General features: G+C 62.1%; 18 protein-coding genes. 8 read left to right on the forward strand and 10 right to left on the reverse strand.

What is annotated here, in order from left to right; translation table 11 throughout:
• Position 1: 1 nt before the first annotated feature.
• From OHL11_RS12195 to OHL11_RS12205, 3 genes are read right to left on the reverse strand one after another with little or no spacing between them, the layout of a single operon-like run.
• Positions 2 to 1423: a TldD/PmbA family protein gene (locus OHL11_RS12195; protein ID WP_263371776.1), complete on the reverse strand. Its 1422-nt coding sequence runs from the start codon at positions 1421 to 1423 to the stop codon at positions 2 to 4.
• Positions 1424 to 1431: 8 nt separating this feature from the next.
• The gene (gene tldD, locus OHL11_RS12200; protein WP_263371777.1) at positions 1432 to 2898 is read right to left on the reverse strand and encodes a metalloprotease TldD; all 1467 of its coding nucleotides are present in this window, start codon (positions 2896 to 2898) and stop codon (positions 1432 to 1434) included.
• Between the two features lie 33 nt (positions 2899 to 2931).
• Positions 2932 to 3852, reverse strand: coding sequence for a glycoside hydrolase domain-containing protein (locus OHL11_RS12205; RefSeq protein WP_263371778.1), 921 nt, complete (start codon positions 3850 to 3852; stop codon positions 2932 to 2934).
• Between the two features lie 92 nt (positions 3853 to 3944).
• Between OHL11_RS12205 and OHL11_RS12210 the strand changes: the two genes are divergently transcribed.
• Genes OHL11_RS12210 through OHL11_RS12220 form a run of 3 tightly spaced genes read left to right on the forward strand, consistent with a single transcriptional unit; the run spans position 3945 to position 7300 of the window.
• A complete protein-coding gene (locus tag OHL11_RS12210) occupies positions 3945 to 4478 on the forward strand; it encodes a YfiT family bacillithiol transferase (RefSeq protein ID WP_263371779.1) in 534 nt (177 codons plus the stop codon).
• Between the two features lie 32 nt (positions 4479 to 4510).
• Positions 4511 to 6391, forward strand: a complete 1881-nt coding sequence (locus tag OHL11_RS12215; RefSeq protein ID WP_263371780.1) for a PDDEXK family nuclease — start codon at positions 4511 to 4513, stop codon at positions 6389 to 6391.
• Positions 6392 to 6451: 60 nt separating this feature from the next.
• The gene (locus OHL11_RS12220; protein WP_263371781.1) at positions 6452 to 7300 is read left to right on the forward strand and encodes an aldo/keto reductase; all 849 of its coding nucleotides are present in this window, start codon (positions 6452 to 6454) and stop codon (positions 7298 to 7300) included.
• Between the two features lie 63 nt (positions 7301 to 7363).
• Here OHL11_RS12220 and OHL11_RS12225 read toward each other — a convergent pair whose 3' ends face one another.
• The 3 genes from OHL11_RS12225 to rpmE all read right to left on the reverse strand — a co-directional run bounded on the left by OHL11_RS12225 (position 7364) and on the right by rpmE (position 9597).
• Positions 7364 to 7891: a hypothetical protein gene (locus OHL11_RS12225; RefSeq protein ID WP_263371782.1), complete on the reverse strand. Its 528-nt coding sequence runs from the start codon at positions 7889 to 7891 to the stop codon at positions 7364 to 7366.
• A 112-nt stretch (positions 7892 to 8003) separates the two neighbouring features.
• Complete coding sequence (locus OHL11_RS12230) at positions 8004 to 9278, reverse strand: tRNA dihydrouridine synthase (RefSeq protein ID WP_263372074.1); 1275 nt, start codon at positions 9276 to 9278, stop codon at positions 8004 to 8006.
• Between the two features lie 82 nt (positions 9279 to 9360).
• A complete protein-coding gene (gene rpmE, locus OHL11_RS12235; RefSeq protein WP_263371783.1) occupies positions 9361 to 9597 on the reverse strand; it encodes a 50S ribosomal protein L31 in 237 nt (78 codons plus the stop codon).
• Between the two features lie 270 nt (positions 9598 to 9867).
• On the opposite strand from rpmE, the gene OHL11_RS12240 reads away from it, so the two are divergent.
• Positions 9868 to 10620 (forward strand): ATP-binding protein, encoded by a 753-nt coding sequence (locus OHL11_RS12240; RefSeq protein WP_263371784.1) that lies wholly within the window; start codon positions 9868 to 9870, stop codon positions 10618 to 10620.
• 293 nt (positions 10621 to 10913) lie between these two features.
• A complete protein-coding gene (locus tag OHL11_RS12245) occupies positions 10914 to 11432 on the forward strand; it encodes a DUF2393 domain-containing protein (RefSeq protein WP_263371785.1) in 519 nt (172 codons plus the stop codon).
• A gap of 77 nt (positions 11433 to 11509) precedes the next feature.
• Here the strand turns inward: OHL11_RS12245 and kdsA are convergent, their stop codons facing one another.
• The 4 genes from kdsA to OHL11_RS12265 all read right to left on the reverse strand — a co-directional run bounded on the left by kdsA (position 11510) and on the right by OHL11_RS12265 (position 17270).
• The gene (gene kdsA, locus OHL11_RS12250; protein WP_263371786.1) at positions 11510 to 12337 is read right to left on the reverse strand and encodes a 3-deoxy-8-phosphooctulonate synthase; all 828 of its coding nucleotides are present in this window, start codon (positions 12335 to 12337) and stop codon (positions 11510 to 11512) included.
• Between the two features lie 100 nt (positions 12338 to 12437).
• Positions 12438 to 13637 carry a lactonase family protein gene (locus OHL11_RS12255; RefSeq protein ID WP_263371787.1) on the reverse strand — a complete coding sequence of 400 codons (1200 nt, stop codon included), beginning with the start codon at positions 13635 to 13637 and terminating at the stop codon, positions 12438 to 12440.
• 110 nt (positions 13638 to 13747) lie between these two features.
• The gene (locus OHL11_RS12260) at positions 13748 to 14971 is read right to left on the reverse strand and encodes a lactonase family protein (RefSeq protein WP_263371788.1); all 1224 of its coding nucleotides are present in this window, start codon (positions 14969 to 14971) and stop codon (positions 13748 to 13750) included.
• Positions 14972 to 15200: 229 nt separating this feature from the next.
• Positions 15201 to 17270, reverse strand: a complete 2070-nt coding sequence (locus OHL11_RS12265) for a M13 family metallopeptidase (protein ID WP_263371789.1) — start codon at positions 17268 to 17270, stop codon at positions 15201 to 15203.
• A 292-nt stretch (positions 17271 to 17562) separates the two neighbouring features.
• Here OHL11_RS12265 and OHL11_RS12270 point away from each other — a divergent pair, with 292 nt between their 5' ends.
• From OHL11_RS12270 to OHL11_RS12280, 3 genes are all read left to right on the forward strand, one after another.
• Positions 17563 to 18924, forward strand: coding sequence for an alkaline phosphatase family protein (locus OHL11_RS12270; RefSeq protein WP_263371790.1), 1362 nt, complete (start codon positions 17563 to 17565; stop codon positions 18922 to 18924).
• Positions 18925 to 19317: 393 nt separating this feature from the next.
• Entirely contained in the window at positions 19318 to 20937 is a 1620-nt protein-coding gene (locus OHL11_RS12275) for a DUF3836 domain-containing protein (RefSeq protein ID WP_263371791.1), read from the forward strand.
• 30 nt (positions 20938 to 20967) lie between these two features.
• Positions 20968 to 23142: an NHL repeat-containing protein gene (locus tag OHL11_RS12280; protein WP_263371792.1), complete on the forward strand. Its 2175-nt coding sequence runs from the start codon at positions 20968 to 20970 to the stop codon at positions 23140 to 23142.
• Positions 23143 to 23197 lie beyond the last annotated feature (55 nt).

Consider the following 23197-nt stretch of genomic DNA (forward strand, 5'->3'; position numbering starts at 1 on the left):
CTCATGCGCCCGCGAGCGTCATTCCATCAATGCGCACGGTGGGCACCGCGCCCGCGCCGCGGAAATCGAGGTCATTCGCGATCGCCGTCACGTTGCGGAACATCTCCTTCATGTTGCCCGCAATGGTGATTTCTTCCACCGGATACGCGAGCTCTCCGTTCTCGATCCAAAGCCCCGACACGCCCTGCGAGTAATCGCCGGTGACAAGGTTCGTGCCAAAGCCCATCGTGCTGAGCACATAGAGTCCATTAGGAATCTCCGCAATCAACTGCTCGGGCGTGATGGTTCCCGGCTCGAGGAAGTAGTTGCCGCCACCGATGCCCGGCGCTCCTGCGAGTCCGCGCGATGCCTTGCCGGTGGACTGCATGTTCAGCTTGCGCGCAGTGTAGGTGTTCAGCATCAGCTCCTTCAGCACGCCGCGCTCGATCACTACCGTGCGCCGCGTGCGCAGGCCGTCACCATCGAACGGCGAAGTTCCATAGCCGCCTACGCGGATCGTCTCGCCGCCCTGTGTCGTGCGATCAAAGACCATCGTGCCGTCATCGACGATCGTGATGTTCTCGCCCGCAACCTGCTCGCCGAGCTTGCCGGCAAACATCGAGGCGTTGCGATAAATCGCGTCACCGTCCGCGGCGTTGAGCAGATTGCCCATCAAGCCGCGCGCGACCTCCGGTGCAAACACCACGGGGCACTGCTGCGTCGGCATACGCCGGGCGCCCAGACGACGCAACGCGCGCTGCGCGGCGATCCTGCCAATCGCTTCAGGCTCTTCCAGCAAACGCGGCGTGCGCGCCGACGAGTACCAGTAGCCGGTCTGCATCGACCCCACAGTGTCCTGCGCGATCGGCGACGCCGAAAAGCCGCAGTATGAGCGGCGATACTCACCCTGAAACCCGCGCGAGTTCGTCATCACGCGATGCGAGGTACTGAGATCGAAGTCCGCTCCCTTGGTGTTCTGAATGCGCGTGTCGTGTGCCATCGCCGCGGCTTCGCAACGCTTTGCGATCGCGATGCGCTCCGCAGGCGGAATGCTCTCGATGTCGTCGAAGTGCAGCGCAAGCGAGTCCACATCGAGCGAGCCGTATGCGTCGGCCTCGGGCAAGCCCGCGAAGGGGTCCACACCCGTCACTCGCGCCAGCTGTACGGCGTTGCTCACCACGCTGCGCAGGCTTTCAGCAGAGAGGTCCGACGTCGATACACTCGCCGTACGCTGACCACCATCAGCCTCAAAAAAGACGCGGATGCCGATGGCGCGCGAGCCCGACTCCATAAGCTGCTCGACTTCGCCAAGCCGCACGCTCACGCCAAACTCATCGCCCTCAAAGGCGACCGCTTCCGCAGCGGATGCGCCGGCCTTGATCGCAAGCTCAACAGCCTGCTCAGTCAGCGCACGCAGATCGTTTTCGTTCTTCACCATCGACATGCGATCTCCTAGCGCCCTGTTCCGCCTACTGTCATGCGATCCAGCTTGATCGTCGGCATACCCACGCCGACGGGCACGCTCTGCCCTGCCTTGCCGCAGGTGCCAATCCCTTCGTCGAGCGCGAGATCGTGGCCTACCATCGAGACATACTTCAACGCCTCCGGTCCATTGCCGATCAACGTTGCACCCTTCACCGGCGCGGTCACCTTGCCATCTTCGATCAGGTACGCTTCGCTCGCGGTAAAGACGAACTTGCCATTCGTGATGTCCACCTGGCCGCCGCCGAAGTTCACCGCATACAGGCCGCGCTTTACCGAGCGCAGAATATCGGCAGGCTCGTCCTCGCCTGCGAGCATGTAGGTATTCGTCATGCGCGGCATCGGAATCGCCTGATAGCTTTCGCGACGACCGGAGCCGGTGTTCGGCATGTTCATCAAACGCGAGCTGAGCTTATCGCTCAAATAGCCGCGCAGAATGCCGTTTTCAATCAGCACGGTCTCCTGCGTGGCGTTGCCTTCATCGTCGATATTCAGCGATCCGCGGCGTCCGGGCATCGTGCCGTTATCCACCACGGTCACTTTGCTCGATGCCACTTGCTGGCCGATGAGTCCTGCAAACGCGGAGGTCTTCTTGCGGTTGAAGTCCGCCTCGAGCCCATGCCCCACAGCTTCATGCAACAACACACCCGGCCATCCCGGCCCGAGCACGACTTCCATATCGCCAGCAGGCGCGGGCACGGCGTTCAACTGCAGCAGCGCCGTACGCGCAGCCTCTTCGGCGAAGTGCTCCGGCGTCTTGCCGGGAAGGTCGAAGTTGTCGAGCAGCACACGACCACCGCCGCCCGAAGTGCCGCGCGCCGTGTTGTGTTCATCCTTGGCGATGACAAAAACATTGAAGCGCGCCAGCGGCTGCGTATCCGAAGCAAACGTGCCATCGCTGGCAGCAATCAGGATGCGACGCAGTTCGTCGTTGATGCTCGCACGCACCTGCACAATGCGCGGGTCGAACGCTCGCGCTGCGCTGTTGGCTCGCTCAATCAACTTAATCTTCGCCGCGATCTCCGCATCACCACCGAGGCCCGCCGCAGGATAGAGCTGCGGCGCACGTGTCTCGGTGAAGCCTTCGACGCGCTGCGTTTGCGGGCCGTTGGCGATTAACGCCGCAGTGCGTGCGGCCTTCAGCAAGCGATCTGCGGAGAGATCATCGGTATACGCAAAGCCGGTGCGCTCACCGCTCAACACACGCACGCCGCAACCGACGCTGATGCCCTGCGAGGCGGTTTTGATGATGCCTTCGTCCATGCCGAGCGACGTGGAGGTGACGGCTTCAAAGTAGAGATCGGCGAACTCGCCGCCCGCAGAAAGCGCTTCGCCTAAGCAGCGCTCGAGCAGGCGCTCGGTGAGGCCGAGCTTCTCAAAGAAGTAACGTTTGTGGTCGAGGGTTTCGTACGGAATGGGGCGTGCAGCAGCGGCCATACTCCATTGTATTCCCGCGACGCTGATCGTTCGTCAACGACCGTGCGATGGATCTGACGACGTGGCGATATTCATGTCCAGAAACACGCCGGGAAAGCCGGGCGCGTAGCAGTTTCCATCAGACGAATACGTCTTGCCGCAGGACTGCGTGATCTCCGGCCGACGCGGAGACTGCGCATACTGCCATGCGATCACGTCCGGCTCATTGACACTGCTGATCGGCTTCGCTGCGGTCGTGCATCCCGGCGCGGGCGGGCACTGGTCCTGCGCGGCGAAGATCGCCACCGTGTGCAGATGCTGGGCCGTCACGCGCGTGCGAATGTCGCGCACCGTCGTAATCGTCGTGCCGGGTGCGTCCGAAACAGGCTGGGCGCTGGCATAGACTCCAGCCTTGAAGCCGGAGGTGGAAACGGACTCCGTCCACGCGAGCAGGTATGCGGCCTGCTCGTCGAGCAAACGGCCGCCTTCTTCCTGATCCAGAAAGAGAATCGTGTTCGCCGGAAACGCTTCCGCCTTCGCCGCGGCAACGGCCTGCGCTGCGTCCTTGCGACCGAGCTCTGCCGCGGAGGTTCCCTTCTTCTGCGCCTTCAGAATCTCCGCATCAAGACGACCGTTCGCGAGCACCAGAAAACCCCAGCCCTGCGCCCGCAGCAATGCGCGCTTCCCCTTCCACGAGTTGCTGTCCGCCCCCGGAGGATTGTTCAGCCAGTAGCCCGTGAAGCCAAACTGCGAACGCATCGCCGCCATCGTTTCATCGCCCGGATAGTCGTTGCGATCGAAGCCGAGGTTCGGATTGCCGGAGCCTGACGGTATCGTCCGGCCCGTTGGCGACAGCGGCGACGACGAGGTCTGGTCCCACGCCACTTCTCCCGAAGCCTTCGGCGCCGAGGCGCGCGAACATCCGGCCAGCGTGGCCACACATGCAGCAGACAGTACCAGGGCAGCGAATCTCATCGCTAGTTAGAGTAGCGCGGTACCCCGTGGAGTTGCGAAGAGAAATCGCAACGTGTGTGCCGGTGCATTGCGGGGCTACAATCGCTGCTGCCATGCTTGATCCCACGCGCAACGAGCGCTTCCCCATCGGCCCCTTCGTTCCTCCAGCTGAGTACACCCACGAAACACGCGAAGACGCTCTCGCTCAAATCGCAGACCTGCCTCAGCAGCTTCGCGAAGCGCTGCGTGGACTCAGCGATGAACAACTGAACACGCCGTACCGAGACGGAGGTTGGACGTTGCGTCAGGTCGCGCACCATCTGGCCGATTCGCACACGACCGCGTTCCATCGTTTTCGTAAGGCGCTCACCGAAGACTTCCCGCTCGTGACGGCGTACCCTGAAGAGCTCTTCGCCGAACTGCCCGATGCCCACGCGCCAATCGAGTGGTCGCTGCAGATCGTCGAAGGTACGCACGCGCGCTGGGTGATGATGTTGCAGGACACGCCCGACGCTGAATTTCAGCGCGGATACACGCACTCGGCCAGCGGTCGTCAGACGATCGAACATGCGCTGCACCTCTACGCATGGCATGGAATGCACCATCTCGCACACATCACGCATCTGCGCAGCGCACGCGGCTGGTAAAGCCACACGAAGCTTGATAGCGTAAGCGTTGTATGCCGCCCAGAGCACCTTCCGCGGACAACGCGATCACCCATCCCGCACAGATAGCGGCAACGCTGCGTGCGTTCCTCGACCAGCATCAGGAAGCCGCCTTGCTCGAAGAGGGCAAGGTGCTCTTCCAGTCTTCCGACGCGAAGATTCACGTCAGTGATGAGCACGAGCGCTGTACGCTTCATGCGCTCAGCGGCGACCGCAGCCTGGTGCGTACCGTAGCCTCGCTCACCGAGCGCAACGGTCGCTTGCGGCTTGCGACGCTACGCTTCGGCCATACGCAGACGAAGCTGCTCGAACTCGTCGCGAAGCTCGAACGCAAAGGTGCGTCCGAAAAAGGCACGGCGCGCACGCGTTATGTGGCACTGCTGGAGCGTGTGCTCGCTCGCGAGTTTCACGAGTGGAAGCCCGACGGCTTTCGCACGTCCATGGACCTTGAGCGCAGCTTCGGCCCGGGCTACGCGCGCGGCTGGCAGGTGCGTGGGTCGCAGGCGTGGGCGGTCATTGGCGTGAGCAGGCATGAGAGCGCCGCTATCCTCGATGGCATCCTCACCGTAGGCCTGCTGTGGCTGGAGTACTGCCGCGAACACGCTGCGGGCAAGCGCATCTTCGCCGGGCTGCGCATCGTGATGCCGCGCGGCACGTCGATGCTTACCCGAACACGCATGGCCTGGCTCAATGAAAACGCCGCACAGTGGGAGCTTTGGGAACTCGATGAAGCCAGCGAGCAACTGGAAGAGATCGACCCGAGCGACACTGGCAATATTGCGATGAAACTCGTGCATCGCCCGAATGAAACGCACGCGCGGGAACGCTTCCAGCAGGCCATCGAGCGAGTCGCGGCTGTCGTCCCGGAAGAGGAGTGGATGCGCGTGCAGCAACATCTTCGGTCATCGACAGAGCTCGCGTTCCTGCTGCATGGACTGGAGTTCGCGCGCGCTCGTGTGCGACTGGCAACGCCGGGCTTCGCTCATCGCGTGGAGATATCGTTTGGCGTTGGCACGGAAGAAACGCTGCTCGACGACCGCAACGAAGCGCAGATTACAGAACTCGTCGCCGACCTCTTTGCTCGTCGCAAGTCGGTCAGCCAACGCGCGGACTTCTCCCAGCAGCGCGCGATGACGGCACGCATCGCTCCACGTACAAACGCAGCGCATTCGCGCACGCAGCCGTCATTGCGTCGGAGGTTGCCGATGAACTCCACGCAGGATCCGCTCTATCGCGCGTCGCCCGAGCGCTGGCTCGAGTCCGCGCTGCAGAGCGACATCGCGCCGCTGACGCGAGGGCTCGCGCCGAGCCCCGCCGCGATCACGCAGCGCAAGCCCGCCTTCGATGCAAACGCCGAGGACAACTTTGGCAACCGCTTCACACCGCCGCCTCGCGAGTTGCAATGGCAGATGCGCGCCGAGCGCAACGCGGATCGCCGCATCATCCCGCACCTCGATCCGCGCTTTGTCTACGCGCAGGTTCCGGCAATCGCGGGCGCGGGCGATCGCGGCATGATCGACCTGCTCGGCGTGACAGCCGATGGCCGCCTCGCCATCATTGAGCTGAAGACGAGCGAGGACATGCACTTCGCGCTGCAGGGACTCGACTACTGGATTCGCGTGCGAGCGCAACACCGCGTCGCAGGCGATCCGCAGAGTGGCATGGGCGAGTTTCAGCGGCACGGATACTTCGCCGATGCGGAGCTATCTGCTGCCGATCCGCGACTCTATCTCGTCGCGCCGGCACTGCATATTCATCCCGCGACGGAGACGGTGCTGCGTTATCTTTCGCCCGCGGTCGAGTGGCAGTTGCTCGCCGTGGACGAGCGCTGGCGTGAGCAGGTGCGCGTCGTCTGGCGCCGCAGCAGTGCGCAGCGAGCGGCTTCCATGCGCTGAAAAGCATTTCGTGAACCGTCTCGTTTCGACGCTCATCTAACCGGGCAAGGAGCATCAACGATGGCACAATCGACCTTTTTGCTTGGCGGAGATCTTGAGATCAATCGCCTTGGCTACGGCGCAATGCGCATTACCGGCGAAGGCGTGTGGGGACCGCCGAAGGATCCTGAAGGCGCGAAGAAAGTTCTGCAGCGCGCCGTTGAACTGGGCGTGAACTTCATCGACACAGCCGATTCCTACGGCCCGACGGTGAGCGAGCCGCTGATCGGTGAAGCGCTTTCGCCATACAAGCCGGGTGTCGTCATCGCCACCAAAGGCGGCCTTGTGCGCACCGGTCCGATGCAGTGGCTTCCTGTGGGCCGTCCGGAGTACTTGACGCAGGAGGTGCACATGAGCCTGCGTTGGCTGAAGCTTGAGCGCATCGATCTGTGGCAGCTTCATCGCATCGACGCGAAGACGCCGCTTGAAGAGTCTCTCGGCGCGATCAAGAAGCTGCAGGACGACGGCAAGATTCGCCACTTCGGCCTCAGCGAAGTCTCCGTGGAAGAGATTGAGAAGGCACGCAAAGTCATCGACGTCGTCAGCGTACAGAATGAGTACAACCTGACCACACGCAAGAGCGAAGCCGTGCTCGAGTACTGCGAGAAGAACAACATCGCGTTCATCCCGTGGTTCCCGGTAGCGTCAGGCAAGCTCGCACAACCCGGCGGCAAGCTCGACGTCTTCGCCAAGCAGCACAACATCACCGTCTCGCAGCTGTCGTTGGCGTGGCTACTGCATCGCTCGCCCGTCATCCTGCCAATCCCCGGCACGACCTCGATCGAGCATCTGGAAGAGAACGTGAAGTCGGCGGATGTGCAGTTGACCGAAGCCGAATGGGCCGAGGTGGAAGCGGCCACGAAGGACTAAGTTCTTCGGCGAATGGAAACGGGCTTCTCCTTCGCGGAGAAGCCCGTTTCGCTTTGAAGCCGTTTACTTGGCGAACGAGAACGAACCGCAAACGTCATGCGAGTTCTGCAGCGCAGCAGACGTCAGCACCGGCGCGTTGGCGCCCGAGAATGCGATGAGGCCGAGTTGCGCGTTGCTGCCCAGCACGCCAACAAGCCACTGCGTGTCGCGTCCTCCGCAGAGCACGTTGCCGTTCAGCATCGGTGTTGAGCCGGCGATGGGCACCTTTGCGAGGAATGCCTGCACCGGCGTTCCCTGCACCGTGTTGAAGCCGGCCAGCGCGGCCGTGTCCGTCGGCGCCAGCGAGTTCACGCTATCGATGACCACCACGTGGTCGCCAAGACGCATCGTCGTTGAACCGATCGTGATGTCGCCGAGAATCGCGGTGGCGGTGTTGCTTGAAGCCGGCCACGTTCCGAGGAAGGGCTGCGGCACGACGGAGCCTGCCGGTGTGACGTTGATCGGAGTTTGCGCGTCCTTCTTTTTGCAGCCGACAGCGGCGATCATCGTGAGGCTCAACAGAGCGATAGCGGAGCAGCGGACAGCGTTCATAGGAAGAGACCTTTCAAGCACAGTGAGCAGTGAGATGCGTGGACGCTGTCTAGTTTTGCACGAGCGCACACATCTTCGCACCTGACGAAAGGTGTCAGCCCCCGGAAAGCTCTTAGCCCCAGGCTGCGGGTGCCGCGTCCAGCTCAGCGTCGGCCTCGCTGGCAGAATCAGTCACGTGTTCCAACTCGCCGAGGCGGGCGCGCTCGGCGAAGAAGGCGTCGATCTTGTCCATCACTTCAGCGCCACGCTTGGACTCGAAGATCTCGCGGCGCAGCGTACCGCCACCGGGAACGCCATGCGTGAACCACGAAGCGAACTGCTTCATCTTGCCGATCGCCTCGCGCTGTGCGGACTCATGCACGCGGCGCTGCTTCTTCTCGATGTCGGTCTCGGCGATGCCTTCAAACTGCGGATGCTCGTCCAGCTCCTGCATAAGGCGCGCGAAGTAGTCGCGAATCATGCGGTAGCGATCAGCTTCCGTCGGCTTCGTGTAGGTACGATGCGCGGTGTACTCGGCGATCTGGCGGAAGATCCAGGGGTTCGACGGGGCCGCGCGACCGATCATGACGGCGTCGCACTTCGTCGCTTCGACCATCGCCGCGGCGTCTTCCGGCGTGCGGATGTCGCCGTTGCCGATGACGGGAATCTTCACCGCATCCTTGACCTGGGCGATCCACTCCCAGCGCGCTTCGCCGGCGTAGCCTTGCTCACGCGTGCGGGCGTGCAGCGCCAGCGCGTTCAGGCCGCAGTCTTCGGCCATCTTCGCAAGCTCCACGCAGACGATGTTGGACTCATTCCAGCCAAGGCGGAACTTCACCGTGAACGGAATCGTGACCGACGAGCGAACGCGCTCAAAGATCTTCTGGATGAGCGGCAGATCGCGCAGCAGACCGGAGCCACCGTTGCAGGCAACGACGCGTTTCGCCGGGCAGCCGAGATTCAGGTCGACCAAGTCGAAGCCTGCGTCCTGGCAGATGAGCGCGCTTTCAGCAAGGGTTTCGGGGTTGGAGCCGAAGAGCTGCGCGGAGATGGGGTGCTCATCGTCGTAGTAGGTGAGGTAGCGCTTGCGCTTCGACTCACGCATCTTCGAGAGGCCATCGGCCGACGTGAACTCGGTCATGATGAGGCCGCAGCCGGACTGCTCATTGCTCGTCGTGACATCGACGTCAGCCGAAGAGTCCGTTGCTGTCGAGGGATCGCTCGTCGGTGCAGCCGCGTACATGCTCGCGTTCTTGATGAAGCGACGGAAGACCGTATCGGTGACGCCTGCCATCGGGGCCAGCACCGTCGCGGGCGCGATGCGGACGTTGCCGATCGTCACCTCTGCCGGAACGCTCGCAGTCGCGGGCATCGAGCGGTCTACCGAGTTGGTCCATTCTTTCTTCATGTACGTATCGCGGGTCATAGGGCTCTAAAGCTGAGGCCCCCGCTTGTGGCGAGGGCCTCCGTGGTCTTGTCTCTGCGTAGAGTTACTGCGCAGCGATCTCGGCCTTCTTGGCTTCGGTCGCAGCAAACTTGCGGCGGAAGCGATCGATACGGCCTGCAGTGTCGACGAGCTTCTGCTTACCGGTGAAGAACGGGTGGCAAGCGGCGCAGATTTCGAGGACGATGTCGCCCTTGTGCGTCGAACGGGTCTGGAAGTTGTTGCCACATGCGCAGCGCACGGTGGTTGCGTCGTAGTTGGGGTGAATTCCCTGCTTCGGCATTGTCTTTTCCTTTTAGCTCTCCTGCTCGAGAATGGTTCGCTTGCCGCTCTGCGGCATCGATGTTCCAGTCACGCTCGGGCTTGGGCCCCGACTCCCGGGGCTATAGGCGCTCCGATTAGTTTACCACCAGAGCCGCCCCCCTCCAATAGGGGGCCAAGGCGTTCGAAACAGGGCAGATGCGCCCGTGTCTTCGGCACACGGCCTCCACTTTGTTTTCCGCCGCTGGTTGCAGTTTCCCTCATGCGCACTCCGGGAGATACTAGAGACGCGATGGAAGAGCTCTGCCCAATCTGCGAAGGCGCCGGAATGCGCGTGGTGGAACGCCCCAACGGCGTTCGCATGGCTGTGCCATGTGACTGCGCCGCAAAACGCAAGGCCGCACGCATGATCGGGCACGCACGGATCCCGCAGCGCTATCAGCACTGCACGCTCGACAGCTACGAGACGATGGGCAACCGCTCGCTGATGACCGCGCTGATGCAGGCGCGCAACTTCGTGAAGGCCTACCCCTTCGACACAGGCGGGAATGGCCTGCTGCTCACAGGCTCCATCGGCGTGGGCAAGACGCATCTCGGCGTGGGCATGCTGCAGGCGTTGATCGCCGAACGCGGCGCGCGCGGCCTCTTCTTCGACTACCGCGACCTGCTGAAGCAGGTGCAGAACAGCTATAACCGCTCGGTGGATGTGACAGAGCTTGAAATCCTGCAGCCGGTCTTTGAGGCCGAGGTGCTGGTGCTCGACGAACTGGGCGCGAACAAGCCGACAGACTGGGTGTGGGACACGGTCGCACACATCCTGAACACGCGCTACAACGACCGCCGCACCACGATCATCACGACGAACTACGCGAACCTGCCGCCGCTTGGGGGCGAGTTGAACGCCGCCAAGGCGACGATGCGCGAAGAGACGCTCGGCGACCGCATCGGCGAGCGTATGCGCTCGCGCCTGCAGGAGATGTGCGTGCCGGTCGAGATGACCGGGCAGGACTTCCGCCAGACCGTGAAGCGCGCCACCTTCGCCTAAGGGTCTAGGGTCTAGGGTCTAGGGTCTAGGGTCTAGGGTCTAGGGTCTAGGGTCTAGGGTCTAGGGTCTAGGGTCTAGGGTCTAGGGTCTAGGGTCTAGGGTCTAGGGTCTAGTAAGACTCCTCCGCTGCGAAGATCCGCTGCTTATCCCCCGCACGAACGGGTGCCCCACGTCTCGATTTTGAGACCTGGGTTCGCAGGATGCTCAAGGAAGCCGCCAACCTCCTCCTCGCCCTGGCTCCCCTCCCAGCCTCCCTCCTCAAGACCACCCATACCCTTGCTAGAATCATGCGCATGAGCGAGATGTTCACCAGCCCCACCGAGCCGACCGAGCGCAAGCTCCCCACCACCGCAATCTCCATCGCAGCCGTTGCGGTCGTGCTGCTCGTGGCCGTGCTTGTGCTGCTCGGTCGTCGCCACGGCCCTGCGTTTGACCCCACGCAGCCGCAGCCGCCCGCAGCCTACGCGACCAACCTCGAAGTCTCCAACATCACGCTCAGCGAATCCGATACGATGACCGGCGGCAAGCTCACTTACATCGACGGCCACGTCGTGAATAAGGGCGACAAGACCGTCACCGGCATCACCGCGCAGCTTGCCTTCCCCAACGACGCCGGCACGCCCCCGCAGATCGCCACCGAGCAGATGCAGATCATCCGCATGCGCGTGCCCGAGGTCAACGCCGTCCCGATGAATCAAGACCCGATCGCGCCCGGCGCTGGCGCCGACTTCCGCGTGATCGTCGAGAACGTAGCCCCGGCGTGGAATACGCAAAATCCGAAAATTACCGCGATCGCCGTCGCCACGAAGTAAACGCAAGCGACAAGCAACAAACAAGCAGCCACCGGTGACGCGGTGGCTGCTTTGAGTTTTGGAAACGCGGGTGCAGCCTAGCGCGCCGCTTCGTGGATCGCCAACAGCTTCTCGAGCAGCGGCTTGAGGTGATTGAGATGCAGCGCATTCGCGCCGTCCGACTTCGCCTCGGCGGGATTGTCGTGAACCTCGAGGAAGAGGCCGTCGACGCCTGCAGCCACCGCCGCGCGCGCGAGCACCGGGATGAACTCAGGCTGACCGCCGGAGGTGCCATTGTTCGCCGAGGGTGTCTGCACAGAATGCGTGCCGTCGAAGATCACCGGAGCGTACTCACGCATCTGCGGAAGCGAGCGCATATCCACCACGAGATTGCTGTAGCCGAAGCTGGCGCCGCGCTCGGTGAGCGAAACACGCGTGTTGCCGCTGTCCACGACCTTCTGCACGGCGTGCTTCATGTCCCAGGGCGCAACGAACTGCCCTTTCTTGATGTTGATCGCGCGACCAGTCTGCGCCGCGGCCATCAGCAGATCCGTCTGGCGGCAGAGGAAAGCCGGGATCTGAAGGATCGCCTCGACATCGCCGAGCGCGTCGGAAGCAGCCTTGGCTTGCTCGGCGTCATGGACGTCGGTGACAACGGGAACGCCCAGTGCCTTGCCGACGCCGGCGAGGATGCGGCAGCCTTCAGCGAGGCCGGGACCGCGGAAACTACGGATCGAAGTACGGTTCGCCTTATCGTAGCTGGCCTTGAAGACGTACGGGATGCCGAGGTCCGAGGTGATGCGGGCGATCGCTTCGCCCAGCTTGTGCGCGTGGGCTTCCGTTTCGAGCACACAGGGGCCTGCGAGGAGGAAGAGCTTCGGCGCGCCTACATGGATGGGGCCGACGTTGAACGCTTTCGAGTGCATAGCCTCTAGTGTAGCCGCGCGCGTGCAGGAAGTAGAGACAGCAAAAGAGATGCCCACCATAGGGCGGGCATCTCTGACGTTCTTGCGATTCCGACTTCTCTTATTTCGGGTAGACGTAGGAGTCAGCGTGGCTACCGTTCGCGACCGAGGTGATGCAGTTCGGTTGCGTTACACCGGTGAACGGCGAATTCGCCACAGCGGTGAGGGTACCGTCTTCGCTGCGCAGCTGAGCGCCCGAGATCGAGTTGTCCAGATAGTTCGAGGTATAGAGGTAGTTGCCGATCGCCGGATCTACCGTGACGCAGTTCGGTCCGGTCTGCGTAGTGAACGAGCCCGAAGAAGCGATGCCGCCAAGCTCACCCGACGAAGCGTTGATCGTGTAACCCGATACCGTGCTCGCGTTGTAGTTTGCAACGTAGAGGTACTTGCCACGCGGATCGATCGTCATCGAAACCGGATAGAGGCCGGTCGTGTAGTTGTTGTTGACGATGCTGGTCAGAACGCCCGAGCTCGAAGCCTGGAAGCCGTAGATCAGGTTCGAGGTCTTGTCCGAGACGTAGGTGAATCGCGCGCTCGGCTCGGTGATGATGAACGAGGGGTTCACACCGGCTGCGATCGATCCGATGGCCGTCAGAGCGCCAGTCGTGCGGTTCTGCTGGTACTCGGTGACGATGCCGGAGGTCGTGGTCTGCGAGATCTGCTGCGCGACGTATACGAAGACCGAGTTGCCGTTGTAGGAAACCGGCACCGTGACGCTGATGCCGACCGGCGTGTAAGCCAGTGCAACATTGGTCGGCGTGCCGAGCTTACCGGTCGACGTGTCGATGGGGTAGATGCTCACGCCGCCGGGGCCGTACGAGGACGGGCCGTAGCCGGCCTGGTAGCGGTACGTCACGTAGAGGAACTTACCGGTCGAATCCATCGCCGAACCCGTCGCGTAGGTGCCGAGCGAGGAGAAGTCCTGCGTCTGCACGCCGTACAGCTTGCCGTCCGTACCGATGGAGAAGACCTCCACCTGGGCAACCTGGTCGGCGCCGATGGCGTAGAGGTACTTGCTGTCAGGCGATGCGATGACGCGCGAGGTGCCGGTTGCCCATGAAGCCGTAAAGGGCGAACCCGAAACCTGCGTGAGGATACCGGTCTGATAGTCCACCGCGAACGCGGAGATCTTTCCGTTCGTGTACGAAGGGGCGTAAACGTAGGCGGCGACGTAGTCGCGGCTGCAGGCCGTGAAACCCAGCGTCATCGCCAGAGACATCCCGGCAGCCATCGCAATCTTGCCCAGCTTGTTGAACTTCATGTGCTTCCTTGCGTGAAACATCTAAGAGTGAAATTGGAAACCGGCAATCCCGACTTCTATGGTGTGTTGCCGGGCGAAGGACGAATCCTCCGCCCGCAGATCGTAGAAAGCTAGTTCGTCGCGCCCGAGATCGCCAGGCACTGTGCCTGCCCCGTTGCACTGAAGGTAGAGCCACGGCTGAGAACAGCAAGCTGACCGGTCGTATTGTTGTACGCCTTACCCGTAACCGTACCCGAATCGTGGTCTGCGGTGTAGAGCCACTGGCTGGTGGGGTCTTCCACCATGCACTTGGGGTTCGAACCGACGGGGAAGGGCGAGCCAGCAAGTTCCGAGATCTGGTTGCCGTTCGAGGTGTTGATGTAGAACGCCGTGATCGAGCTGTAGGTGATGTTGGTCAGCGTGCGGCTCGTGGTCTGGTTCAGCACGTAGAGGTACTTGCCGCTGTTGTCGATGATCGACCAGCCGGGGTTCACCGTGCCGTCCTGCGCCAGGCTGTAGCTGCCACCAGCGATCGCCGAAAGAGCGCAGCTCGTGCCCACGGTGTAGAGGGCTACCGAGTTCGCACCGGAGTCGGTAATGGAGAGCAGAGAGCTCGAACCGTTGATCGACGAAATGTTGGTCGCCGAAAGCTGCGTTGCGCCGTTCGTGACGGTGACGAGCTGACCGCTGGAGAAGGTGAACGGCTGGATCTGCGTTGCGTTCGCAACGAAGAGGCAGGAACCGGTGCTCTTCACCATGAAGGGCGAGGTAAACGCCTGCGTCGAGCTGCCCACTTCAAAGTATGTCAGCGCGGCTGAGCCGTTCGCAACCGACTGCGTGTTCTGCACGAGGTAAAGGCGGCCGCTCGAGGAGTCCACCTGATAAGCCGTGATGGCGCCGTTGCCGTCGCCCGAAGGAGAGTACTTATCCAGCACATAGAGGTAGCTGCCGGTGGAGTCAAATGCCATCCACTGCGAAACATAACCCTGCGTGACGTAGCTCTGCTGGAAGGTCAGCGTACCGTCGCCGCCTACCGAAAAGACGGCCACGTTGCCGCTGGTAGCGTGAGTGCCCTGCGCGCCGCCGGTGCCCTGGTTCAGCACGTAGACATAGCGACCGCCCGACTTCACCTGAATCGACACGGGAGCCGTACCGTTCGTCGAGAACGGCTGATGCGGCGTGGAGGTCAGGTTGCCGGTGAAGTTGTCCACCTTGAAAGCAGCGACCTGGTTATATTGCTGCCCGATCACCCAGAGAAAAGCGATAGTGGAACCACCGCATCCCGTCATGCCGAGGCCCAACAACATTGATGCGAACAGAGCCAGTGCAAAACGGCCAGACAAACTAAACTTCATGCGCTTCCTTCATCACCCGCGCCCTACCCGTTGCCGGGAATGGTGAGCACAGGGAAACCTGTCTCGGGGAGGAGTACAAACCTATGCACGATTGTAGATGGCGCGAGGGTTTTCTGCCAATTTCGCAACGGAAAATCCCGCGATCTTGCATGAAAAACCGTGCACTTGAGGGGTAGAAAAGGCCGGGGCGACCTCCTGAAGAGGTCGCCCCGGTGGTTTCAACGAGGAACTACCAGACGCGGCAGCCACCGTTGGCCGGACGCATGGGCGAGCCGACCTTGCAGCCAAAGGCCTTGCCGAACTCGTCGAAGTTCTGCACAGAACCGTTGGTGCGGTACTGACCGGCCGAGTGCGGATCGGTCTTGGCAGCGACGCGGCGGCTCTGCTCGGTGGAGTTTTCGCACCATACCTGGCCGAAGGCGAGGAAGAAGCGCTGCTCCGGCGTGTAGCCGTCACGCTTGCCGTCGACGTAGCCGGGGAGCGCCGTCTTCGGGTTGTCCTTGATGGTCTTCTCCATCGCCTGGAAGGAGATGCGGAGACCACCGTTGTCGGCGGTGTTTTCGCCGAGGGTCAGACGGCCGTTGAGGTTCTGGCCCTCAGCCACCTGGAAGCTCGAGTACTCGTCGGCGACGCAGCCGGTGCGGGTTTCGAACTTCTTCTTGTCCTCGTCAGTCCACCACTGGCGCACGTTGCCCTTGAGGTCGTACTTCGCGCCCTGGTCGTCGAATCCATGGGTCATCTCATGACCGATCACCACGCCGATGCCGCCGAAGTTCGCTGCCGCGTCGAGTGACGGATCATAGAACGGGGGCTGCAGGATGCCTGCGGGGAAGTTGATGTTGTTCTGCGAGGGCGAGTAGTAGGCGTTCACCGTGGGAGGCGTCATGCCCCACTCGGTCGGATCTACTGGCTTGCCGAACTTGTTCAGGTTGCGGCGCGTCTCGAAGAGCGAGATGCGCTCGCCGTTGCCGATGAAGTCGTCACGCTTGACGGTGATGGAGGAGTAGTCCTTCCAGTGCTCGGGGTAGCCGATCTTGTCGGCGATCGCGTCGAGCTTCTTGCGGGCTTCGACCTTCGTCTCCGGGCTCATCCACTCGAGGTTCTGCAGGTCGACGGCCATCGATGCTTCGAGCGCCTTGATGAGCTTCTCCATGCGGTCCTTGGCCTGCGGCGGGAAGTAGGTCTTCACCCAGTCCTGGCCGACGGCTTCACCGAGCGCCATATCGGTGCCCTGGGTGCAGCGCTTCCAACGCGGTTCCGGCTCCTTCTGTCCAGCCAGCGTGCGGTGGAAGAAGTCGAAGTCTTCGTCCTCAAAGGGCTTCGAGAGCGCAGAGGCAGCGCGGTGCAAGGTGTGCCAGCGCATGTAGCTCTTCACGGCCGAAAGCTGCTCGGCGGTGAGCACCTGCTGCACGGTGGTGACGTAGCCGGGCGAGGAGACGTTGAGCGTCTTGGCCTGTGCGACGCCGATGCCAGCGATGTACTGCTGCCAGTCGAAAACAGGCGAAAGCTGCTCGACTTCAGCGATGGTCATGATGTGGTAACGCTTGGCCGGGTCACGCATTTCGACGCGGGCCATGGAGCCCTTAGCGAGTGCCGTTTCGATGCGGAGCACCGAGTCCGCTTCCACCGCGGCCTGCTCCGGCGTATCGCCGGCGAGCACGAACATCTTCTTCATGTGCTCGACGTACTTGGCGCGCAGGGTCTTGGAGCGGTCGTCGTCATTGAGATAGTAGTCACGGTCCGGCAGCGAGAGGCCGCCCTGGCCGGTGCCGAGGATCTGCTGCGAGCTGTCCTTCTGGTCCTGCTGCACGCCGACGTTGAAGAAGAAGCCGCCGCCGCGGTGCGCGAAGAAGTCCACATCCAGCGCGGTGAGGCCCTTGATGTCCTTCAGCTCATCGATCTTGGCGAACGCGGGCTTGATCGGCTTGATGCCGAGCTCGTCGATCTTCGTGGTGTTCATGCAGGCGGCGAAGTAGTCGCCGTACTGCTTCTGCACGGGACCGTTGGGCGACTCAGATGCCTTGGTCACCTCGGTGTAGAGCGAGTAGAGGTTGTAGTCGTGCAGCTCGTTGAAGCGGCCGTAGCGCGTCTTGTCCGAGGGCAGCGGATTGTTCTTGCGCCAGTTGCCACAGGCGTACTGGTAGAAGTCGGAGCAAGGATCGGCGGTCTTGTCGATGCCGTTGATGTCCAACAGGACGGGCTTCTTCGGCGCGACGGGCTTGGCCGAGGATGCAGGAGCTTGCGCGAGCACGGGAAGTGCGCTCACGGCAAGGAGAGAGGCGACTGCAAGAAAACGCATAGAACTCCTCAGAGGTGAAACATAGACAACAAAATGTCGTTGTAGTGAAGGATACGAACTTCCCCGCCTACAAGTTGCGGAAATTTTCAGAATGCGTCGAGGCGTGTGTTTGCAGCGACATAACGCAAGGCGCGGCCCGCGGCTGGGGAGAGGCTTCATCAAGCTGCAACATCGCTCCCGGAAAGTGCAGAGGAGTTTCCCCTCTGCTCTCTTGTCTTCGCGCGCGCTGTAGCTGCGCCCCAGTGTGCGAAAACGCATGAGCGGCCATTCCCTCCCCCGGAGAAGAAACACGATGTCTGAAACAACGCAAACCATGAAGCAGCGCGTTCGCCGCGCCGCTCTTTCGCTGGCGATCGCAGCCAGCGCCGCGACGGCATTCGCTCAGGCGAAGCCGCATGTGGTGATGATCTCGCTCGATGGCATGAAGCCCGAGTATGTGACCAGGGCCAGGGAGCATGGCCTCTCGCTGCCAACGCTGGAGCGCTTTCTGAAGGACGGCACCTATGCCGAGGGTGTGCGTGGCGTGATCCCCACCGTCACCTACCCGAGCCACACGACGATGGTGACGGGTGTCTGGCCGAACGAGCACGGCATCCTCGCGAACACGACCTTCGACCCGGAGTATCAGCATCCTGGCGAGTGGTACTGGTACTTCAACGCGCTGAAGGTACAGACGCTTTATCAGGCTGCAGATGCTGCAGGTCTGAAGACCTCGGCCATTGGCTGGCCTGTAACCGTGGGCGCGCCGATCGACTATCTGATCGCAGAGTTCGGCCAGTCGGAAGAAACGGACACGCCGCAGGGTGCTGTACTGAAGCCCGCAGATATCAAGTCGACGATCGGCGTGACCACGACCGCGGACGAAGACGGTGATGTGAAGAAGACCGCATGGGCAATCGGCATCATCAACACCTACAACCCGAACCTCACGCTGGTGCACCTGACCAACCTCGATCATCAGGAGCATCTGCACTCGCCCTTCAGCAAGGAAGCGGACGATTCCGTGACTACGCTGGACAAGCAAGTCGGCGAGATCATCGACGCGGAGATGAAGAAGAACCCCGATGCGAAGATCGTTGTGGTCTCCGACCACGGCTTCGTGCGCGTCGATCATCACGTCAATCTGAACGCGATTCTGGCGAACGCAGGCCTGATCCGCCTGAAGCCGGGCAAGCAGCCGAAGGGTGTTTCGCCGATCGAGAGCTGGGACGCGCAGGCGTGGGAGTCCGGCGGCACGGCGGTCATCATGCTGCATGATTCGAACGATGCAGCGATGGCGAAGAAGGTACGCGAGGTGGTTGCGAAGATGGCGGAGAACCCGGAGTACGGCATCCACAAGATCGTCGAAGGGCCGGAAGTCGCCAAGCAAGGTGGCACGCCGAATGCGCTTTGCCTGATCGACTTCAACCCGGGCTGGTCAGCCAGCGGTGCGGTGCGCGGTGCTGCGGTGAAGGACGCTCCTTCGACCGGCACGCATGGCTACCTGCCGGAGCATCCTGAACTGCGCTCGACCTTTATGGTGATGGGCGAGGGCGTGGCTGCAGGACGTGATCTTGGCGTGATCGACATGCGACAGATCGCGCCGTCTGTGGCGAAGATGCTGGGTGTAAAGCTGCCCGCAGCGAAGCAGCCTGCTGTGAAGTACGAACGCTAAAGCACTTAGCGAATCACAGCACGAAGTGTGCATGAATGGCGGCCTTCGGGCCGTCATTCTTCTTGCTGCAACACATCGTTCATTCATCGTTCATTCACGGCTTATTGACACATAGACGTGTCGCGTTGCGAAAAGATATGTCCATACAACAAGAGCACACGGTGAGTCAGGCATAGCGTCGCGCGGAGATGCAAAGCGCGGCCGAATGCCGCCCGAACGGCCACTCGCACTGAGCAGCAATGGATGTCTTCGACACTCGATCGCTATCGAGTGAACGACCACGTGCGCCTTGTTTCGCTGTGAACAGCCACGCGTGCCGAAGGTACGGCCGCATATCGCTTGATGGACTTCCGCCTGCAATAGCGCAGGGTGACAACCGGAGAACGACACCTCATGACTACTCCCACGATGAAGCGCACGAACTTCGCAAAGACGATATTCGCGCTTTGCATCATGCTTCTGTGCGCGACCAACGCGTTTGCTTCTGCGGGCAACAACAACCTGAAGATTATCGAGGTCGCCGGCGCAGGCGGACTGTCGGGCGCGAGCTATCGCCAGGACACCATCGTGCTCTTCAACCCGACGCAGGCTGCGATCACCTGCGCAAAGTGCGCTATCCAAACGCATAGCGGAACGAGCAACACGGGCGCGTGGACGGTGTACCAGTTGCCGTCGAACATTTCGATCCCTGCGGGCGGCTACTACATGATCGCGGCAAGCTCGCCGACGCTCTCCACCTATGGCTCGCTGCCCGCGATCGCCTACGACTACCAGTTGCAGACGATCGAGCTGGGCACGCCTGCATCCACGCAGAACATCCTGAGCAGCACCACGGGAACGGTCGCGCTGACGAACACGCAAACGGCGTTGACTTCGGTGACGACGGCACCATGCGGCTCGGGTTCGCAGCTTGTCGATGTGGTGGGCTACGGATCGGACATTGCCACGAACGCTGCGACGTCGGCAACCACAAACATCTGCTACGCCGGTTCAAACCCCGCGTTCTACGACGGCAGCTCCGCTTACGGTCGCCAGCTTGGCGTGACGCGTAAGAACCGCTGCATCGATACCTTCGACAACGCGAACGATTTCGTGAATACCGGCGTCACGTATTACAACTCGGCGTCCACGCCGACACCGTGCCCCACCGGCACGCAGTTGAGCGCGGTGATGACGGCAACGCCGACGAATCCAGGCGTGCTGGATACGGTGCTGCTGACCGCCGCGGTAACGAAGGCGACCTCACCCGCAAGCGGAACGCTGACGGTGTACGCCAACTTCGATTCGGTGTACTACGGCGCGAGCGCGCTGCAGATGTACGACGATGGCACGCATGGCGATACGACCGCTGGCGATGGCATCTATTCGCTCTCCACGACCATTCCATCGACGACCACGGCGGGGTTTACGTATCCGCTGAACATCACGATCAACGACAGCACGGGCGCGCAGTACATGACCTCGACGCGTCTGACGATCTCGACCGGCAGCTTCACCATGACCACGCCGACGACCACGGGCACGGTGTCGGCCGGCGGAGTGCTCACCTTCCCGATTACGGTGACGGCGGTGCACGGTTACGGTGGCACGCTGGCGCTCACGTGCACGGGTTCGCCAAATGCAAACTCGCTCGGCGTACCGACGAGCACGCAATGCGTATCGACGCCTTCTGAACTGACGGTCGCGAACAACGGGACCGGCACCTTTTCGCTGGCGATCGCGACGGGAACGACGAAGTCTGCGTCGCTGGTTTCGTACTGGCCGCTGGCGATGCTGAGTGTGCTGCTCTGCACGCTGATGGCGTGGAAGCTTCGCAGCCGCAAATCGCTGCCCGCGCTGATGCTGGTCGCGGTGGCAAGCTTCCTCGCGCTGACGACGACAGCTTGTGGCACGAATGCGGGTATCGGCAACACCAGCGCAGCGGCGGGTACGTACACCTACACGCTCACTGCTGCGGATGAGACGACGCCGACCGTGAACAACTCGCTCACCTTCACCATCACCGTGCAGTAAGCGCACGACAGAGTTATGGAGACACGATTCATGCAAAGCAGAACCAGGCTCGCACGTGTGGCGGCCGCGATTGCACCTCTTGCCGTTCTTTCAGGTTGCAGCGTGAAGAGCGCCGCGCCACCGACGACATATACCAGCGGAGCTACGCTGCAGGGACAGGTACTCGCAGGCCGCAACTACATGGCCGGCGCGACCGTGAAGATCTACGAAACGCAGCCCAACGGCGTGGCGACCAACGGCGTCTATGTAGGCCAGGCGAAGCTGCTGCAAACGCTGACGGCAAACACACTCGGCGGTTGGAGCACCTCTGGCATCAGCTGCACAAGCCCTGACCAGCTCTACATCACCGCAGAGGGCGGCGTGCCGTACGGCTTCTCGGGCAGCTCTATCTCGAACACCGCGACGCAGACAAACAATCCGAACTCGTTGATGATGACGGCGATCGGTGACTGCTCTGCGCTGACCTCCGGCTCAGCGAGCAACAACGTCGTCACCACCATCACGAACGAAGCCTCGACGATTGCGGCCGTATGGGCGCTGCGAAACTTCATCAGCGTGAATGGCACGACGGTGAATGTGACCAGCGCTGCAACGAACTATGCAGGCACGAACGGCACCGGCACTGTCGGCAACTATGCAGGACTCGCACACGCGTTTCTGAATGCGAATGCGCTGCTGCCGTACAAGCTCGGAGCGTTCACGCAATACACGAACGGCGCTGCGGATATGACGACCGGCGGCCTTGTACCGGTGCAGGAGCTGAACTCGCTGGCCTACACGCAGTACCTCTGCACGATGGGCAATGCGAACCTCACGGCTGGTGATTTCTCCTACTGCAGCACGTTGTATCAACTCGCCACTCCGGCGAGCGGAACGGTGCCGACGAACTCGCTGCAGGCGATGCTGAACATTGCGCTCTCCCCGGCGACGAACGCGCAGAGCATCCTCACGTTCAGCCTTACGCCGATTCCTGGCGCGGGCACGACCGGACCGCAGACCTCGACGGTGGACGTGTATTACCCCGAGCTCACGAGCCTGGGCACGGCAGGGAGCGGCGGCGCGAATGACTGGAGCGTCGCGATCTATTACATGAACGGCTACGGTGCGACGACCACGGCGCAGGGTTCGGTGTACCCGCAGTGGGTCACGATCGATGCGAACGACGAGGTGTTTTACTCGAACCCGTCGGCTTCCACCAGCACGCAGGGCAATGTGATCGCGCTGAGCAGCAACGGCACAAACCTGTGGACCTCCGCTACGGACACGACGAACCTCACGAGTCCGCGCGGTGTTGCAGCGGACCAGAACGGTCATGTCTGGGTCGTCAACGGTGGCACCACGACGGCCACCGCATTCGTGCAGGAGATGGATGCGAAGAGCGGCTCCGTCATCGCGCGCTTCCCCTCTACCTCCACCTCGCTGTTCAGCATCGCGGTGGACCAACTGGGCGACGTCTGGTATGGAGCCAACAACACTACCGGCCAGAACCTGCACGAACTCGCGCTGAACAATGGCACGTATGCAGAAGCAAGCTTCTCGCCTGCGCCTGCAGGCGGATCGTATACGGTGCTGCAGATTCGTCCGGACAGCAACAACAACATCTGGGCAGCAGGTTATAACTCTTCGACGGCGCGCACGCTGTTCTTCTCGAACACTGGCACAACCACGGCGCCGACTTACACCGCAGGCTTGATGACCGCAACGCCGACCGGCGCAGCCGACTGGGGTCTCACGATCGACGCAAGCAACAACGCGTGGACGGCGACGAACGTCAGCAGCACAGGCCTCTTCAAGACGGTTGCGACCGGCAGCGGTGCCTCCGCCACCGTGGCAGCGACGAAGGTGGCAGCCAACAGCGCAACGAACGCTCGCGATATGGATACCGACGGCGCGGGCAATATCTATTACCTCGACAACACGACCGGCACCTTCCTCTATCAATACGTTCCGTCGACCGGCACGACGCAGGGCTACTATCCCTGCTACAACGCGGGCACGACGACAGGCACGGGCAGCAGCAGCTCCACGGTGCAGACCTGCACCACGGGCCTGAGCACAAAGTATGACTTCGCCATCGACTCAACGGGTTCGATCTGGGTGGCCAGCTATGGCAACGCAGCAGGCGGACGCATGGTGCAGATTGTCGGTCTCGCTGCTCCCACGGTGCCTCTGCGCGCTGCTGCAAAAGCCGGCGTGATGCCGTAACGGCCGCGCCACTCATTCTTCCGTGCCCCGGCACGCAACGTTTCCCTAATGACAG

It is taken from the genome of Granulicella cerasi (assembly GCF_025685575.1).
In the GTDB taxonomy this organism is placed as follows: Bacteria; Acidobacteriota; Terriglobia; order Terriglobales; family Acidobacteriaceae; genus Granulicella; species Granulicella cerasi.

Coding starts and splice junctions, on each gene's coding strand:
- OHL11_RS12195 (WP_263371776.1), bottom strand. CDS start 1,423: ATGTCGATGGTGAAGAACGAAAACGATCTGCGTGCGCTGACTGAGCAG.
- tldD (WP_263371777.1), bottom strand. CDS start 2,898: ATGGCCGCTGCTGCACGCCCCATTCCGTACGAAACCCTCGACCACAAA.
- OHL11_RS12205 (WP_263371778.1), bottom strand. CDS start 3,852: ATGAGATTCGCTGCCCTGGTACTGTCTGCTGCATGTGTGGCCACGCTG.
- OHL11_RS12210 (WP_263371779.1), top strand. CDS start 3,945: ATGCTTGATCCCACGCGCAACGAGCGCTTCCCCATCGGCCCCTTCGTT.
- OHL11_RS12215 (WP_263371780.1), top strand. CDS start 4,511: ATGCCGCCCAGAGCACCTTCCGCGGACAACGCGATCACCCATCCCGCA.
- OHL11_RS12220 (WP_263371781.1), top strand. CDS start 6,452: ATGGCACAATCGACCTTTTTGCTTGGCGGAGATCTTGAGATCAATCGC.
- OHL11_RS12225 (WP_263371782.1), bottom strand. CDS start 7,891: ATGAACGCTGTCCGCTGCTCCGCTATCGCTCTGTTGAGCCTCACGATG.
- OHL11_RS12230 (WP_263372074.1), bottom strand. CDS start 9,278: ATGAAGAAAGAATGGACCAACTCGGTAGACCGCTCGATGCCCGCGACT.
- rpmE (WP_263371783.1), bottom strand. CDS start 9,597: ATGCCGAAGCAGGGAATTCACCCCAACTACGACGCAACCACCGTGCGC.
- OHL11_RS12240 (WP_263371784.1), top strand. CDS start 9,868: ATGGAAGAGCTCTGCCCAATCTGCGAAGGCGCCGGAATGCGCGTGGTG.
- OHL11_RS12245 (WP_263371785.1), top strand. CDS start 10,914: ATGAGCGAGATGTTCACCAGCCCCACCGAGCCGACCGAGCGCAAGCTC.
- kdsA (WP_263371786.1), bottom strand. CDS start 12,337: ATGCACTCGAAAGCGTTCAACGTCGGCCCCATCCATGTAGGCGCGCCG.
- OHL11_RS12255 (WP_263371787.1), bottom strand. CDS start 13,637: ATGAAGTTCAACAAGCTGGGCAAGATTGCGATGGCTGCCGGGATGTCT.
- OHL11_RS12260 (WP_263371788.1), bottom strand. CDS start 14,971: ATGAAGTTTAGTTTGTCTGGCCGTTTTGCACTGGCTCTGTTCGCATCA.
- OHL11_RS12265 (WP_263371789.1), bottom strand. CDS start 17,270: ATGCGTTTTCTTGCAGTCGCCTCTCTCCTTGCCGTGAGCGCACTTCCC.
- OHL11_RS12270 (WP_263371790.1), top strand. CDS start 17,563: ATGTCTGAAACAACGCAAACCATGAAGCAGCGCGTTCGCCGCGCCGCT.
- OHL11_RS12275 (WP_263371791.1), top strand. CDS start 19,318: ATGACTACTCCCACGATGAAGCGCACGAACTTCGCAAAGACGATATTC.
- OHL11_RS12280 (WP_263371792.1), top strand. CDS start 20,968: ATGCAAAGCAGAACCAGGCTCGCACGTGTGGCGGCCGCGATTGCACCT.